13 protein-coding genes are annotated in these 15,431 nt (G+C 40.1%); 11 read left to right on the plus strand and 2 right to left on the minus strand.

The window, feature by feature from the left end; all coding sequences use genetic code 11:
- The first annotated feature begins 44 nt into the window (after window positions 1-44).
- The 4 genes from IHV09_RS00575 to IHV09_RS00590 all read left to right on the plus strand — a co-directional run bounded on the left by IHV09_RS00575 (window position 45) and on the right by IHV09_RS00590 (window position 4,415).
- Entirely contained in the window at window positions 45-1,181 is a 1,137-nt protein-coding gene (locus IHV09_RS00575; protein WP_197126852.1) for a DUF445 domain-containing protein, read from the plus strand.
- A 49-nt stretch (window positions 1,182-1,230) separates the two neighbouring features.
- Window positions 1,231-1,599 (plus strand): YlbF family regulator, encoded by a 369-nt coding sequence (locus IHV09_RS00580; protein WP_137790553.1) that lies wholly within the window; start codon window positions 1,231-1,233, stop codon window positions 1,597-1,599.
- 156 nt (window positions 1,600-1,755) lie between these two features.
- On the plus strand, window positions 1,756-2,607 hold the full coding sequence (locus tag IHV09_RS00585; protein WP_197126853.1) for a Cof-type HAD-IIB family hydrolase: 852 nt from the start codon (window positions 1,756-1,758) through the stop codon (window positions 2,605-2,607).
- 323 nt (window positions 2,608-2,930) lie between these two features.
- A complete protein-coding gene (locus IHV09_RS00590; protein ID WP_197126854.1) occupies window positions 2,931-4,415 on the plus strand; it encodes an aldehyde dehydrogenase family protein in 1,485 nt (494 codons plus the stop codon).
- A 370-nt stretch (window positions 4,416-4,785) separates the two neighbouring features.
- On the opposite strand, the gene IHV09_RS00595 is transcribed toward IHV09_RS00590, so the two are convergent.
- Both IHV09_RS00595 and IHV09_RS00600 read right to left on the minus strand, forming a co-directional pair.
- Complete coding sequence (locus tag IHV09_RS00595) at window positions 4,786-5,220, minus strand: GNAT family N-acetyltransferase (protein ID WP_328085768.1); 435 nt, start codon at window positions 5,218-5,220, stop codon at window positions 4,786-4,788.
- A gap of 29 nt (window positions 5,221-5,249) precedes the next feature.
- Window positions 5,250-5,435 carry a YhzD family protein gene (locus tag IHV09_RS00600; RefSeq protein ID WP_197263376.1) on the minus strand — a complete coding sequence of 62 codons (186 nt, stop codon included), beginning with the start codon at window positions 5,433-5,435 and terminating at the stop codon, window positions 5,250-5,252.
- Window positions 5,436-5,582: 147 nt separating this feature from the next.
- On the opposite strand from IHV09_RS00600, the gene IHV09_RS00605 reads away from it, so the two are divergent.
- From IHV09_RS00605 to yhaM, 7 genes are all read left to right on the plus strand, one after another.
- Window positions 5,583-6,479, plus strand: coding sequence for an ABC transporter ATP-binding protein (locus tag IHV09_RS00605; RefSeq protein WP_197263377.1), 897 nt, complete (start codon window positions 5,583-5,585; stop codon window positions 6,477-6,479).
- On the plus strand, window positions 6,472-7,746 hold the full coding sequence (locus IHV09_RS00610; RefSeq protein ID WP_197195687.1) for an ABC transporter permease: 1,275 nt from the start codon (window positions 6,472-6,474) through the stop codon (window positions 7,744-7,746). The genes IHV09_RS00605 and IHV09_RS00610 overlap by 8 nt, the downstream gene beginning before the upstream one ends.
- Window positions 7,747-7,859: 113 nt before the next feature.
- A complete protein-coding gene (locus IHV09_RS00615) occupies window positions 7,860-9,077 on the plus strand; it encodes a metallophosphoesterase family protein (protein WP_197263378.1) in 1,218 nt (405 codons plus the stop codon).
- Window positions 9,078-9,085: 8 nt separating this feature from the next.
- Window positions 9,086-11,941, plus strand: coding sequence for an ATP-binding protein (locus IHV09_RS00620; RefSeq protein ID WP_197263379.1), 2,856 nt, complete (start codon window positions 9,086-9,088; stop codon window positions 11,939-11,941).
- A gap of 20 nt (window positions 11,942-11,961) precedes the next feature.
- Window positions 11,962-12,639: a response regulator transcription factor gene (locus tag IHV09_RS00625; protein ID WP_197263380.1), complete on the plus strand. Its 678-nt coding sequence runs from the start codon at window positions 11,962-11,964 to the stop codon at window positions 12,637-12,639.
- Complete coding sequence (locus IHV09_RS00630) at window positions 12,636-14,000, plus strand: sensor histidine kinase (protein ID WP_197263381.1); 1,365 nt, start codon at window positions 12,636-12,638, stop codon at window positions 13,998-14,000. The genes IHV09_RS00625 and IHV09_RS00630 overlap by 4 nt, the downstream gene beginning before the upstream one ends.
- A gap of 103 nt (window positions 14,001-14,103) precedes the next feature.
- Window positions 14,104-15,063, plus strand: a complete 960-nt coding sequence (gene yhaM, locus IHV09_RS00635; RefSeq protein ID WP_197195683.1) for a 3'-5' exoribonuclease YhaM — start codon at window positions 14,104-14,106, stop codon at window positions 15,061-15,063.
- Window positions 15,064-15,431: the final 368 nt, after the last annotated feature.

The following is a 15,431-nucleotide window of genomic DNA, read 5'->3' on the forward strand; positions in this document are numbered from 1 at the left end:
ACGTATACTAGGAAAATAGAATCTAGAGTAATGGAGATTAAAATATGAACGTATGGATTTCAATTTCAATCATGGCGATCGTCGGTGCGTTTATTGGAGGATTAACAAACTCCATTGCAATCCGAATGTTATTTCGACCGTTTAATACATTATATATTGGTAAGTATAGAGTTCCGTTTACACCAGGACTTATACCGAAGCGAAGAAAACAGCTCGCTGTTCAGCTTGGTGAGACTGTAACCAATCACCTCCTGACCGCAGAAGGTGTGCAGGCAAAAATTAACGATGCCGATTTTCGCAAAGAAATGACCGAGCTCGTTCAGGTTGAAGTAAAACGCTTTTTAAAGAGTGACATGACGATCAGTGAACTGCTTAAAAAGGATTTTGGAGTAGACGATGTTCAGAACAGAATCCAAACGACAACTGAAGCATGGCTGAGCACGCGTATGAAAAAAATGCTGCAGGAATCAAATGGCAAGGAAATGAAAGATATTTTACCAGAAAAGTTTGTTGCTAGAGGGGAAGAAAAGCTGCCAGAAGTCGTTGATTGGCTCTTAAACAAAGGCGTTCTTTATTTAGAGAGCGAAGACGGCCGAAAATCTCTGGCAAGTGGCATCGATGCATTTCTAATGGATAAAGGAATGCTCGTAAATATGGTGTCTATGTTCTTTGGCAATGTGAGCATCGCGGAAAAAGTACAGCCGGAACTGATCAAGTTCATGAAACATGAAAATACACGTGATACGGTGTTGAATCTGCTTCAGGAAGAATATCGCAGCTTCATGGATAAAAGAATGGATGAAGCCCTTGGATTGCTGAACATGCCTGAAATGACGACAGGTTTAGCAAAAGAAATCACGGCTAGACTTCCAATCGAAGAGTATCTAAATACACCTGTTTCTTCGTTAGCTAGTTCGGTTGAAAAATGGATTGTAGATGATCTAACTCCAAAAGCAGTCGCTGCGGGACTTGATCTATTTGTAGCACGATTAGAAATGTTGCTTGAGAAGATGCATCTTGCGAAAATCGTGGAAGAACAAGTTGAGACCTTTTCTCTAGAGCGTCTAGAGGAAATCATCATTTCGATCGCAAAAAGCGAACTTAAGATGATTACATGGCTAGGAGCTTTGTTAGGCGGAGTTATCGGTGTTTTTCAAGGTATCCTTGTACTATTTTTGTAGAGTCTGTTATAGTGGGTACCGTAGTTAATCAATAGGAGGTATTTTACCAATGTCAAACGTATACGATGTTGCTTACGACTTAGAAAAAGCACTACGCAATAGTGAGGACTTTACAGCTTTAAAACAAAGCTATGATGAAGTAAATAACAATCCGGAAACGAAAGAACTTTTCGGTAAATTCCGTGATATTCAAGTAAATCTTCAACAAAAACAAATGAACGGCCAGGAAGTGACTCCTGAAGAGATTGAAGAAGCTCAAAAGCTTTTTGCTGATGTGCAGCAGAACGAAACAATCTCAAAGCTTATGGCTGCGGAGCAACGCATGAGCATGATCATCAATGATCTAAATAAAGTGATCACAAAGCCACTGGAAGAACTTTACGGACCAATGGTTGAAGAAGACGGACAACAGCAATAATAATGTACTGATTTAACCCTCTGTTACTTTTGTAGCAGGGGGTTTTCTTTTTGCATTGTATTTCTTAGGTTTGTCCGCGTTCTAAAGCATGTTTCAAGTTCATAAACTTAACACGAGTTCTTATACTATATTTTCGCGAAATGGGGGGAGCGCATCATGGTATACCGTTTACTAGCGATTGACATCGACGGAACCCTACTGCGAAGCAATTTCCGTATCGATAAAGAAACGAAAGAAGCCATTGATTATGTGCAGCAAAAAGGGGTCTATGTCACACTCGCTTCGGGCAGGAGTTTTCCATCTACACAAAAAATCGCCAAAGCTTTAAAGATCGACAGTTATCTGATCAGTCATAATGGTGGATTCATTGCTTCATCTCTTGATGAACCTCTTCAAGAAAAAAGGTTATCGGTCGAGGATACTTACAGAATAGTAGAAGTGCTTGGAAATTACGAATGCCACATGCGGGTAGTCCATGAGCGCTTCTCCGTCGGAAATCAGCTTAAGCAAAAAAGTCAGCTCGTCGCCAAGTTAACATTAAGTACGGGGGATCCGTTGTTCTATCCTGTTTCTTTCACAGAGAATTTAGGAGATTATGTTCTCGCGCAAGAAGTGGCACCGCCAAAGATGGATGTACAGTTTTTTGATGAAAAAGAATGCGAGTCTGCTATGAAGTATCTAAATGAACATATGCCAGACTTTGAATATTCTTCTTCAGCCAAATGTCAGTTAGAGATCACAGCTAAAAAAGTAACAAAAGGAAATGCGTTAAGGTTCCTTGGTGAGAAACTTGGCATCGCACCAAATGAGATGGTAGCGATCGGGGATTCTTATAACGATTTAGATATGATCGAGTTTGCAGGGCTAGGTGTGGCGATGGCAAACGCACCTGATGAAGTGAAGAGAAAAGCGAAGTGGATCACGCGTACAAACGACCAGCTAGGCGTACCGTACATGATTAAAGAAGTGTTCCGCAAGCAGATGCGCTTCCAGACGTTGAAACGATAGTCAGTTGAGATTAAGAGGGCTCTTTTTAGACATTTTGTCTGAGAGGAGTCTTTTTTTGTGTAGGTAAAAGTGGAAAGGTGCATTTGTGGGCAGTTGTGAGCGATTCTTGAGATTTGTGAGCGATTCTAGAAATTTATGAGCGATTTCTAAATCCTGATGACCTGTCCATTGGGATTACATACTAATAGAGTTCTTTCGACAACTCCCGTCGAATTTCGTAAAAAACGTTTCAGTTTTATTACAAATGTAGAAAATGAAAGGGTTTACATGAATCGTGACGAATAATATTTATGTAAGAACCACAATGTAAAGGGAGGATTCAAATGGAAAAAACTTTAGACCTTCAATTAAAACCAAAGGTGGCCGAGTTTCTTAACGGAACGAAAAAACATTTTATCAATGGGGAATGGGTCAGCTCAGCTAGCGGAAAAACATTTGAAACATTAAACCCTTCAACTGGAGAAGTTTTAGCCGTTGTATCTGAAGGTGGGACTGAAGATATCGACAAGGCGGTAAAGGCGGCAAGAGCAGCTTTTGAAACAGGTTATTGGTCAAAGATGCCTGCTTCAAAGCGAAGTTACTTAATTTACAAATTAGCAGAATTGATGGAAGAGAATAAAGAAGAATTAGCACAGCTTGATACATTGGATAACGGAAAGCCGATTCGCGAAACGATGAATGCAGATGTTCCGCTTGCGATTGAGCATTTCCGCTATTATGCTGGTTGGTCAACAAAAATCGTGGGGCAGACGATTCCTGTAGCAGGAAGCTTCTTCAACTATACGCGTCATGAAGCGCTAGGTGTAGTCGGACAGATCATTCCTTGGAACTTCCCACTATTGATGGCAGCTTGGAAGCTTGGTGCTGCACTTGCGACGGGATGTACGGTCGTATTGAAGCCGGCAGAGCAAACACCTCTATCTGCACTTTACTTGGCAAAATTAGCTCATGAAGCAGGGTTCCCTGAAGGTGTGCTAAACGTTGTAACAGGTGCTGGTGAAACAGGTGCGGCGCTGGTTGATCATCCGAACGTGGACAAGATTGCATTTACAGGTTCCACTGAAGTTGGAAAACTGATCATGCGTAACGCGTCTAACTCTTTGAAGCGAGTAACGCTAGAGCTTGGTGGTAAATCACCAAACATCATCTTGCCTGATGCTGACATGAGCCGTGCAGTTCCTGGTGCATTAAGCGGAATCATGTTCAACCAAGGACAAGTTTGCTGTGCGGGATCACGTTTATATATTCAAAAGAAATCTTTTGATAATGTCGTAGCAGACCTTGTGTCTCATGCGAAGAAAATCAAGCAAGGTCCTGGGTTAGATCCAGATACAACGATGGGGCCGCTCGTATCTCAAGAACAGCATAACCGCGTTCTTGGTTACATCCAAAAAGGACAAGATGAAGGTGCAGAATTGTTAACAGGAGGAACAACTCCGTTTGACAGAGGGTACTTTGTCGAGCCGACAATCTTCGCCGATGTTGATGATAAGATGACGATTGCAAAAGAAGAGATCTTCGGTCCAGTTGTAGCTGCAATGCCGTTTGATGATTTGGATGATGTAATTGCTCGTGCAAACGACTCAGAATATGGTCTTGCTGCAGGACTATGGACAGAGAATTTAAAAACAGCTCATTATGTATCGAACAAGCTTCGTGCTGGTACGGTTTGGGTGAACTGCTATAATGCATTTGATGCTGCTTCACCATTCGGCGGATACAAGCAATCCGGTATCGGACGTGAAATGGGATCTTATGCATTAAATAACTACACAGAAGTTAAGAGTGTGTGGGTGAACCTAAAATAGACAACAAGATATAACGGGGTCAAAGAATTGAGCGGATAAATAGGGAAAACCGGGTGCTAGATCCAGCATCCGGTTTTTTCTTTGTTCATTGATAAGCGGCGAATCTCTTCGTCAGTTTTGTTTTTTCGGTGCTCATGTAGGAGAACTACACTCCGCTCCTCAAAAACTTCACTTCCTCGACCTTCTTGCTTCTGAATGAACAATTTAACATTGATAAGCGGCGAATCTCTTCGTCAGTTTTGTTTTTTCGGTGCTCATGGAGGAGAACTACACTCTGCTCCTCAAAAACTTCACTTCCTCGACCTTCTTGCTTCTGAATGAACAATTTAACATTGATAAGCGGCGAATCTCTTCGTCGCCCAGCTGATTATTAAAGCATCACCTTAATAAATCGCAACCCCGTATCATCATAATCCAAACTGCGATAGAACTCATGCGTGTCTGTTCGATGCTTGCCGCTATTAAGTAATATTGCTGTGCAGCCTTGTTCTTTTGCCCATTCTTCTCCATAACGAACGAGCTCCTTGCCGATGCCATTTCCTCTGAACTCTTCACTTACAACCAAAGCAGAAATACGAGCATAGCAGCCGTTTTTTTCAAAATAAATTCCTTTTGTAAGGCCGATCATCCCAATTACTTGGTCGTTTACACAAGCCACAAAACAAGCATAAGCAGAATTAGGAAGCAGTGTCTCTAATCGCTCTGTCATTTCCTCGGGCTTTGTTGGATAACCGAGCTCTCCCATTAAATAAGAAAGTTCATAACTGTCATCGTATCGTGCTTCACGTAGAATTACTTCACTCACTGTTTTCTCCCTCGTTTCCATGAGATTCATTAGCGATGGAAAAGAAGCAACTGTCCCTTTGGTGAAGTCAGACGATGCGTTTTTTCTTGCATGTTTAGTTCAGCCAAACGGGCTTCTCCTTGCTCTTTTGCTTCAGAGTCACTCTGTGCAGAAATGGTTTCATCCAATATTTTTTCGCCGTTACTTTCGTATGCAGTTAGTGCGTATATATTCATGATGATCGAACTCCTTTCGTATCTAAATTTGATTTCAACATTCGACGAATTTTTCCTGCCATAAACTTAAGAATTTGTATGAAACTTAAGGTATTACACCACGTACTAGGAATATATGGTATATTTTACAGCGGGAGGGATATAGTCATGTTGAGCATTAACGAGGTAAGAAAACAGTTTGGTAGTTTTACAGCCGTTGACGGAATTAACTTAAAGATTCCTAAAGGTGAGATCTTTGGATTGTTAGGTGCAAATGGTGCAGGGAAAACGACGACATTTCGAATGATCTTAGGGTTGTTAACACCATCACAAGGAAGAATTACGTGGAACGACAAAGAGATTTCTTATGAGACGAGTGACCTTATTGGGTATCTACCCGAAGAAAGAGGATTATATCCAAAACTGACCGTAAGAGAGCAGTTGATCTATCTAGGGCAGTTGCGCGGTATGACTCGTTCACAAATTCAAGAACAAACGAATAAGTGGTTGAAGCGTTTTGGTGCTGAGGAGTATTTAAACAAGAAGGTAGAAGCATTGTCTAAAGGAAATCAGCAAAAAATACAGTTCATTGCGGCTGTACTTCATCGTCCGGAACTTTTGATCTTAGATGAACCGTTTAGCGGATTAGACCCCGTGAACGTTGAACTTTTAAAGAGTGCTGTTCATGAGCTGAAAAAAGAGGGAACGACGATTGTCTTCTCATCTCATAGGATGGAGCACGTAGAAGAACTATGTCAGCATCTGTGCATCATGCATAGAGGAAAGTCAGTTGTTCAAGGAAATCTAAAAGAGATCAAACGATCCTTTGGGAAAAAGAATGTATCTGTTAAAGCAGACTTTGATCTAACTTATTTGAAAGACACAGCTGGAGTTCTTAAACATCGTACAACAGGAGATGGAATCATTCTTCAAGTCGAACGAGAAGAAGTGGCTCAAGATTTGTTCCGAGCTATTCAGTCACAAGGATTTGTAAGAAAGTTTGAACTTGAAGAACCTTCATTAAATGATATTTTCATCGAGAAAGTAGGTGTTGTTCATGAGTAAATTTATGACTGTAATGATGCATACATACCGATCTAAAATTAAATCAAAACCATTCCTGATCACTACATTGATTACAATCGGATTATTATTTGTCATAACGAATATGAACGAGATCACAAAAATGTTCGGTGAAGATGAGGCTTCTAAAATTGGGGTTATCGATAGAACAGGAGAGACACTTCCAGCTCTTCAAGCACAACTTAAGCAAACAAATGATGATTTGAAACCTGAAGCGTTTACGAAATCGGAAAGTGAAGCAGAAAAAGCAGTACTTGATGGTAAGATCGAAGGACTTTTAATTCTGGATAGGGATGCTTCAGGTATCATCACAGGAACTTATAAAGCAGAAGATGTAACACAGCAGAGCCTTATCGCGGATGTAGAGTTGGCCCTGCAGCAGATTAAGAACAAATCTGCAGCCGAGTCCATTGGATTGAACCAAGAACAGCTCGCTGCTATTTATTCTCCGGTTACTTTTGCTAAGGAGTCATTGTCAGATTCAGCGAAAAGTGAGGAAGAGGCAGCTCAAGTATACATCCTAGTGTATGTGGTCCTATTTTTCATGTATATGGCCGTCATGATGTATGGAAGTATGATCGCCGTAGAAGTGGCAACAGAAAAATCTTCACGTGTAATGGAAATACTGATTTCTTCTGTATCGCCTGTGACACAGATGTTTGGGAAGATCTTTGGGATCGTACTCGTCGCTTTAACTCAGCTTGCGTTGTTTGTTGCTGGAGGGTTTCTAGCTGTTAAATTAAACGGACAGCTTAGTGGAAGTGAGAGTATCATCAATGAACTAAAGTTGAACGAGATTCCAGCGTCACTAATCATCTATGCTCTTGTGTTTTTCATTTTAGGATTCTTCTTATACGCTACTCTATTTGCGATGCTGGGATCATTGATCAGCAGAGTTGAAGAAGTAAATAATCTGATGACACCAGTAGTAATCGTAATCGTGGCAGCATTTATGATCGCCATGTTCGGCAGAGAAAATCCAGAGTCTGGCTTTGTTGCAGCGGCATCATACTTCCCGCTGTTCACACCGATGCTCATGCTGCTTCGTGTAGGGATGCTTTCATTACCGGTTTGGGAAGTAGCACTTGGAATCAGCGTCTTAGTCGGAGCCATCTTCTTGTTTGCCATAATTGGTGCTCGTGTATATCGTGGAGGGGTTTTGATGTATGGAAACGCACCTTCCTTGAAATTGTTTAAGCAAGCCCTCCTTTTATCCAAGCAGGAGAAGAAAAATACAACCGACGTTTAATACTTTGAAAAGAGAGCCATTGAGCTCTCTTTTTTTACACATTCACAAGCGAACGTGCTTTCGTATATATGTTAAAATGAAGGGAAGAATGGTAGAAAAAGAGGATGAGTGAAATGATAAAGTTTTTACATTGTGCAGATCTCCATCTAGATAGTCCGTTCAAAGGACTTTCCTCGTTGCCTAATGGGCTTTTTCAGCGGCTTTCTGATAGCACGTTCGTATCGTTTAAACGTCTGATCGATCTTGCGATTTCAGAAGAAGTAGATTTTGTAGTGATTGCAGGAGATCTTTATGACAGCGGAAACCGAAGCTTAAAGGCTCAATCATATTTGAAAAACTGTTTTATGAAACTGAAGAGTTATGACATAAACGTATATGTTGTTCATGGCAATCATGATCCATTAGATGGACAATGGGTAGATCTTGATTGGCCGAGCAATGTGCACTTTTTTGGTGGGAACCATGTTCAGACTCTTTACTTTGAAAAAAAGGGAAGACAGGTAGCGGCTTTGCACGGATTTAGCTATGAAACTGCAGCGGTGACAGATGATCGAACGTTACATTATCCTGACAAAAGAGATGATTTGTATCATATTGGCATTTTGCATGGACAGGCTGATGGTTATAGCGGACACAGCAGATACGCGCCTTTTTTGTTAACAGAGCTTCTAAAAAAAGGCTACGATTATTGGGCGCTCGGACACATTCATAAAAGAATAGATTTAAACATAGATCCACCCGTTCGTTATTCAGGGAATATACAAGGCAGACATAGTGGAGAACTAGGTGAAAAAGGTGGCTACATCGTTACTTTAAACCATAATGAAGTCGAAAGTCAGTTCTACTCCACGTCTGAAATCAGTTGGCAAGAAAGCAGCATTGATTTAACTGAGGTTGATAGTCTGCAAGAAGTGATCCTTTTGTGTGAAAAAAAGATCAACACGCATCAACAAGGTAATAAAGGTGTCCTTCTTGTCTTAAAGTTGACGGGTCAAACTCAGCTTTATCATGAGCTTTTGGATGGAACGTTCATTGAAGATTTAGAAGAAATCTTGCGTGAGGAAGATTATGATTCTTCGTTTGTGCATGTTGTTTCGATTAAGAATGTAACGACCCCTTCTCTTCAAGAGGAACAATCCATGAAACAATCTGCCTTTTTTCAAGATTTACAGTGTGTTCTAGAAGATGATTCAGAACTGCAACAAGCGATTTCTGAATTGTCTACACACCGAACAGCCAGAAAATACATAGAGCTGAATGAACAAGATTATGAAGAGATTAAACAACAAGCTGAACAATTATTATTATCAGAACTTCATAAAAGCAGGTAGGTGAAAATATGAAACTCGTTTCCCTTCATATCTATCACTTCGGTGGTTTAAAGGATTGTAGAATCAACTTCGAAAATAAGGGGCTACAGATTCTTTACGGAGAAAACGAAGCAGGAAAAACGACACTGATGGACTTTATTAAATGTATGTTCTACGGTTTTCCTACAAAAAGTCAAAATCAACGCCGCTATGAACCTAAAGACGGAAACAGAATGGGTGGTAAGATCACCATTCACCATCAAAAACATGGCACTTGGACGATTGAGAGAATAGCGCGATCTACTGTAATCGGTGATGTCACACTTTTTGATGAAACGGGGCAGCAGAAAGAAGAAGCATTTCTGATACAGTTGTTAGATGGAATGGAACAATCCTTGTATACGGGTGCATTTTGCTTTGGTCTTGATGGCTTACAAAAATTAGACAAGTTATCATCTGAAGAACTCGGTAATTTTTTACTAAGCACCGCGATTTCAGGTGACCGTGATCTATTAAACATCGAACAGACATTTGAGAAGAAACAAGCCATTTTATTTAAAAAAGCAGGCAAAAAACCAATCATTAATGAAAAATTAGAACAGCTTTCTTCATCGGCAAAATCACTTCAACTCTTAAAAGAAAAAAACGAGAGTTATCAGGCGTTAACTAACGAAAAAGAAGTTCAACAAAAGGTTCTTGAAAGAATTAAACAAGAGTTGACGGAGATCCAGACAGAACTTCTCTCAAACAAGAGGCTACTCGAATTAAAGCCTGTACTGCAAAAATATAGACAGCTTGATGTAGAGATAAGCTCTCTGGATTCTGACCAATTTTATTTTCCAGAAAACGGACTTCAACAATATGACGAATGGCGAAAAGAGTATTCAGGCTTAAAAAGTGACTTAACGTACACAGATAGCCGTATTCAAGATGTTGAAACCGAGCTGAAATCAGTGATAAGTAATGAAGTAATAATAAAATACGAAAAAGAGATTAAACGTTTGTTTAATCACCTTCCTGAATATGAACATCTCTTCAACCAGCTACAAGAGCTTCAACGTCACATACAGGCTTTAAAAAATGAAGAAAGAGAGCTCGTTGATGAGATCGGAGAAACGTGGTCTGAAGAAGAGCTTAAGAAACTTTCACTGTCTTTATCTTCTCTTCATCTTCTAGAAGATTTGATCAAGCAGCATGAGCAGGTTAAAGATAAACAAAGTAGGTTAGAAGACGAGCTCGAGGACTCTAGAATGAATCTCGAGCGTTTAGAAGCGGAAGAAGCACAACAAAAAGCGAACCTACTATCTGAAGAAGAATATGCAAAGTATCAGCAATCAAATCATAAGCAAACAAGAAATATTCCTTCCTATACAATACTATTGCCCATATTTTCTTCCGTATTACTTCTTTGGTCTGGTTGGATTTCAAATCATCCACCAGTCATGTTTGGGGGAGTTCTTCTGTTGATTGCTTCCCTAGTTTTAAGCTTCATGTATTTGAGGAAGAATCAGTCAGGTGAAGAAATGCCAAAACACGTACATCATCGATTGTTAGAAGATGAGGTCAATCGTAAACAATGGATGCAGCTCTCTCTACAGCTTTCTAACGAAAACAACATCTATGTACAGCTTGCTAAACGGCTGGATTATTTAGAAGTGGAAGAAGCAACTGTCGTTGATCGTGCACAACGATGGGCGTCAGATAACGGGTACAAAGGGCAGTTGGACCGGCTTTTCGTATCAGGTTATATGAAGCGAGTTCTTCAGCTTAAGGATTTGTTAAGACAGCGAAATGAAGCAGAAATAAAAGTAAAAGATATAACGCTAAAACAGAAAAATTATGAGAAGAAAGCCGGTTCACTATCACTTGTATTAGGAGAAGAACCCCAAGAAGATATGAAATACTGGATCAACTCTTGTTATGCCGAATTGGAGAAGCAACTTAAAAGTCAATCGGCAGCAGTGCACCTTCAGCAAAATAGAAGGGAACTCATCGAGCGAAGGGAAGAGTTTGAGAAAAAAATCACCTTTTTAGATGATCAGATCCAAATTTTGTGGAATGATGCCAAAGTTAGCAAGGAAGAAGACTTTTATGTAAAAGGTAAAAACAAGGAACGGTTCAGCAAGCTAAAAGAAGAACGTGAAACGCTATTAAATCAATTGATATCGTTAGGGTTTTCAGAAGATGAAGTCGTCATGATGGCAGAGAAAGTAACGGTACACTATGAAAAAACACTTCATCATATATCATTTTTGGAAGAAGAAGAGGAAGAAAAACAAAAACATTATGCCGAGAAGGTTGAAGCAAAAGGGAAACTGGACTGGGAGTTAGCGAAACTGCTTGAAGATGGCAGTTACTCAGAGAATATGCATCGTTATGAGATGCTTAAAGATGAATGGAACACGCTCGTTAAGAAATGGGCAAGCGTGCGCCTTGCACAGCATGCTCTTTTAAAAGTAAAAGAAGAATATCAAAAAACAAAGCTGCCAGCGGTTTTAGAGACTTCGAGTGTTTATTTTAGTAAAATAACAGAAAGTGAATATCAATCTATTACGTTCACAGACAAAAATGAACTAATGGTTGTAAACGGGGAAGGAATAGGTTTTTACCCGCATGAGTTAAGCCGGGGGACTGCAGAACAAGTGTATTTAGCTATCCGATTAGCAGTAGCTTACCATGCAGGACCGAAAGACTTTCCGATTTTAATGGACGATATTGCGGTTAACTTTGATGGCTTAAGGACTAAACGAACATTACAACTGATACAAGAAGCTGCGTTTGATCGGCAGGTACTGTTCTTTACTTGCCATAAACATATTGCTTCTACCGTTCCATCTGTCCCTGTCATACATTGGCCACACCAATCCGTTATCGCTGAAATGTAACCAAAGGAGGGGAATGGCTCATGACAAATGAGTATTCCATTTACTTAGTCGAAGATGAACAAGATCTTGCTCAAGTGCTGAAGGCCTATATGGAAAAAGAAGGTTGGAGCGTTTCGGTTTTTCACAATGGAGAAGATGCTTTGAAGAGTGCTGAAGAGAAAAAGCCTCATCTATGGATATTAGATATTATGCTGCCTGGTATGGATGGCTATGAAATTATTAAAGAGATCAAAAAGACTTCAGACATCCCTGTTATTTTTGTTTCTGCTCGAGACCAAGACTTGGATCGAATCGTTGGACTTGAGCTGGGAAGTGATGATTATTTAGCAAAGCCTTTCATGCCAAGAGAGCTCGTTATTCGAGTTAGAAAACTGTTAACGAGAATATATGAAACTGGTAACCGCCTGCCTCAAACCATTGAGATTACGGGGTATATGATTGATCCGATCTCAAGAAAGATCACACGTGATGGAGAGATGATTAATCTTACAGGAAAAGAGATCGACGTTCTTCTTTATTTAATCGAGAACAAAGGGAAATCTCGTAAGCGAGAAGAGATCTTAGAATATGTTTGGGGAGACGATTATTTCGGATCTGAACGCGCTGTGGATGATGTGATCAGACGTGTGCGTAAGAAGATGCCTCGATTGAACTTAGAGACCGTTTACGGAGCTGGTTATAGGATTATACCATCATGATACGTTTAAACCTTACTCAGCGTATATGGCTTTCATTCGGGCTGCTGATTTTTACGATTGGTCTCTTAACCGCGATCATCTATCCGCTATCCATTAAAGACACGCTGACTGAAGAAACGTATCGAATCATAGAGAACGAGCAGCAGAATGTATGGGATCCCAACAATCAGCTTCCTAGAGAAGGGGAATCTCCAACTGATTTTATTGAAAGAAGGAATGCTGCTCGTGATGTTGGACATGTAGTGATTGTTGACAAGTACGCCAACTCACAAGGTGATCCTGTACCTGAAGAAGTTCTTTATGAGATGGCTGAAAAAGCATACAAACAAAAGAAGAATAAAGGACGTTACGAGCTAACGTATGAAGATGCGACCTTATTTTATGCGATCACAACAAAGACCAACGTAAAAGGCGAAAAGGTGTATTTAATCTCCTATATGTGGGATACGTATCGCGATCAAATGGTTAACCGATTATGGCTAAGGCTTGTTTTGATTTTGTTGTTTACAGGTATTTTCTCTATCATCCCTGCGATTTGGTTAGCACGGTATTTGCGTTCACCACTCACCATCTTAGGAAAGCGGTTCGAACAGATCGCCAAACGCAACTGGCAGGAGCCGTTTCATTGGAAGGGTGATGATGAATTTTATATTCTTTCCAAACAATTTGAAGAGATGCGTCAAAACTTGTTAAGACATGATCATGCACAAAAAACGTTTATTCAACATGCGTCTCATGAATTAAAGACACCTATCATGACGATCAAGAGTTACGCTCAATCTGTAAAAGATGGCATCATGCCAAAGGATACAACAGAAGATATGATGGACGTGATCTTAAAAGAGACGGAAAGAATGGAAAAGCGTGTTCAAAATATGCTGTATTATACAAAGCTCGACGCTATGAAACTCGATGTTTTTACAAAAGAGAATTTTAACTTTGGTGATCTGGCAGAAGATATTGTTGAACGATTTAGGTATCAGCGTGAAGACATAGATTTTGAGATTACAGGCAATCATTACAATCTGAATGGTGATAAAGAGCAATGGAGTATTCTGCTGGATAATTTAGTTCAGAACGCATTACGTTATGCACACGAGACGATTCGACTCTCAGCTTTTAATAACGGAGCTGACTTTGTTATTGAAGTATTTAATGATGGAGAGAGTCTCACGGGTGTAACAGGAGAAGAAATCTTCCAGCCGTTCAGAAAAGGTAATAAAGGTCAGTTTGGACTAGGCCTTGCTATTGTAAAACGAATTGCGGAACTGCATGGAGGAAAAGTGGTCGCCGAGAATAGAGCAGAAGGAGTAGCTTTTCAGATTAAGATTCCTATAACTAACCCCAAAAGAAAGGGTTAGAAGAGAGTCATTCACTAGTCGTAAATTTTACCAACTTAGTGTTATGACAAGTAGTTAAATAGAAGGATATGCTATACTAAAGCAAAGAAAGGCGGGGTGAAAGATGAAAAAAGGACTTGCGTTTTATAAGGTAGGAGAGATCGTAGATGGTTTCTTTCTTATCAAATCATCTGTTAAAGGAACGGCAAGTAATGGTAAACCATTCTTAACGTTGATCCTTCAAGATCAAACAGGTGATGTGGAGGCAAAACTATGGGATAGTTCACCAGAAGATGAAGAGCTCTACGCAGCTCAAGCTATCGTAAAACTAGCTGGTGAGATGGGGAACTACAGAGGAAAAATGCAGTTAAAGCTTAAAGCCATTCGCCCTGCAACGGAACTTGATGGTGTTAAGGTAAGTGATTTCCTAGAAACAGCTCCATTATCCCAAGACGTGATGGTAGAAACGATCACCAAATACATATTTGAGATGAAGAATCCAAATATTCAAAGAATCACAAGGCATTTGTTAAAGAAACATCAAGCTGAGTTTTTGGAATATCCTGCAGCGGTTAAGAACCACCATGAGTTTGTATCAGGTCTTGCGTTTCATGTTGTATCCATGTTGGATATGGCAAAAGCGTTCAGCAAGCTTTACCCTTCTCTAGATACAGACCTTCTCTATTCAGGAATCATTCTGCACGATCTTGGAAAAGTCATCGAGTTGTCAGGTCCAGTTGCTGCTTCTTATACACTTGAAGGCAAGCTTCTCGGTCATATTACAATCATGGTGAACGAGATCGGTAAGGCGGCAGATGAGTTAGAGATTGAAGGAGAAGAAGTAACGGTCCTTCAGCATCTCGTTTTAAGTCACCACAGTAAACCGGAGTGGGGAAGCCCTAAAGCGCCGTTGATTCGTGAAGCAGAAATCCTTCATATGATCGATAATTTTGATGCTAGAATGAACATGATGGACCGTGCACTCGAAAAAGTACAGCCTGGAGAATTTACAGATAAACAGTTCGCTCTAGAAAATCGTTCGTTATATAAACCGCTGTTCCAAGGGGAATTTGCGAAAAATTAAGGCCCTATTATAAAGGCAGTATTGTAGTGTTTTTTGCTATTAATCGTTTTTATTGTCTTCTTTGATAAGTTGATTGTAGTGGAAGGTGTGAGACTCCTGCGGGACAGGCGGGCAGGTGAGACACTTAAAAGTGAAACGTACGAATGTGGCTCACCGCCTGCCCCGCGGAAAGCGAGCAACCTGAAACGGAAATCAACAACTCAAAAGGACAACGAAGTACCAAGATTAATAAAATTATCCCATTGTGTAAAAATGGGAGTTATGGTAAATTTGGAATTGGAAGTTACGAAACGAAATTTTAGGAGGCAATGACTCATGGTTAGCATTGTTCAAAGTAAGGTAAGAAAGCAAGCTAAATAACGTCTAGT

Origin of the sequence: Fictibacillus sp. 23RED33, from assembly GCF_015903925.1 — a bacterium.
Classification (GTDB): Bacteria; Bacillota; Bacilli; order Bacillales; family Fictibacillaceae; genus Fictibacillus; species Fictibacillus phosphorivorans.

Bases quoted from the DNA above. Each gene is read 5' to 3' on its own strand.
- IHV09_RS00575 (WP_197126852.1), top strand. From the start codon at position 45: ATGAACGTATGGATTTCAATTTCAATCATGGCGATCGTCGGTGCGTTT.
- IHV09_RS00580 (WP_137790553.1), top strand. From the start codon at position 1,231: ATGTCAAACGTATACGATGTTGCTTACGACTTAGAAAAAGCACTACGC.
- IHV09_RS00585 (WP_197126853.1), top strand. From the start codon at position 1,756: ATGGTATACCGTTTACTAGCGATTGACATCGACGGAACCCTACTGCGA.
- IHV09_RS00590 (WP_197126854.1), top strand. From the start codon at position 2,931: ATGGAAAAAACTTTAGACCTTCAATTAAAACCAAAGGTGGCCGAGTTT.
- IHV09_RS00600 (WP_197263376.1), bottom strand. From the start codon at position 5,435: ATGAATATATACGCACTAACTGCATACGAAAGTAACGGCGAAAAAATA.
- IHV09_RS00605 (WP_197263377.1), top strand. From the start codon at position 5,583: ATGTTGAGCATTAACGAGGTAAGAAAACAGTTTGGTAGTTTTACAGCC.
- IHV09_RS00610 (WP_197195687.1), top strand. From the start codon at position 6,472: ATGAGTAAATTTATGACTGTAATGATGCATACATACCGATCTAAAATT.
- IHV09_RS00615 (WP_197263378.1), top strand. From the start codon at position 7,860: ATGATAAAGTTTTTACATTGTGCAGATCTCCATCTAGATAGTCCGTTC.
- IHV09_RS00620 (WP_197263379.1), top strand. From the start codon at position 9,086: ATGAAACTCGTTTCCCTTCATATCTATCACTTCGGTGGTTTAAAGGAT.
- IHV09_RS00625 (WP_197263380.1), top strand. From the start codon at position 11,962: ATGACAAATGAGTATTCCATTTACTTAGTCGAAGATGAACAAGATCTT.
- IHV09_RS00630 (WP_197263381.1), top strand. From the start codon at position 12,636: ATGATACGTTTAAACCTTACTCAGCGTATATGGCTTTCATTCGGGCTG.
- yhaM (WP_197195683.1), top strand. From the start codon at position 14,104: ATGAAAAAAGGACTTGCGTTTTATAAGGTAGGAGAGATCGTAGATGGT.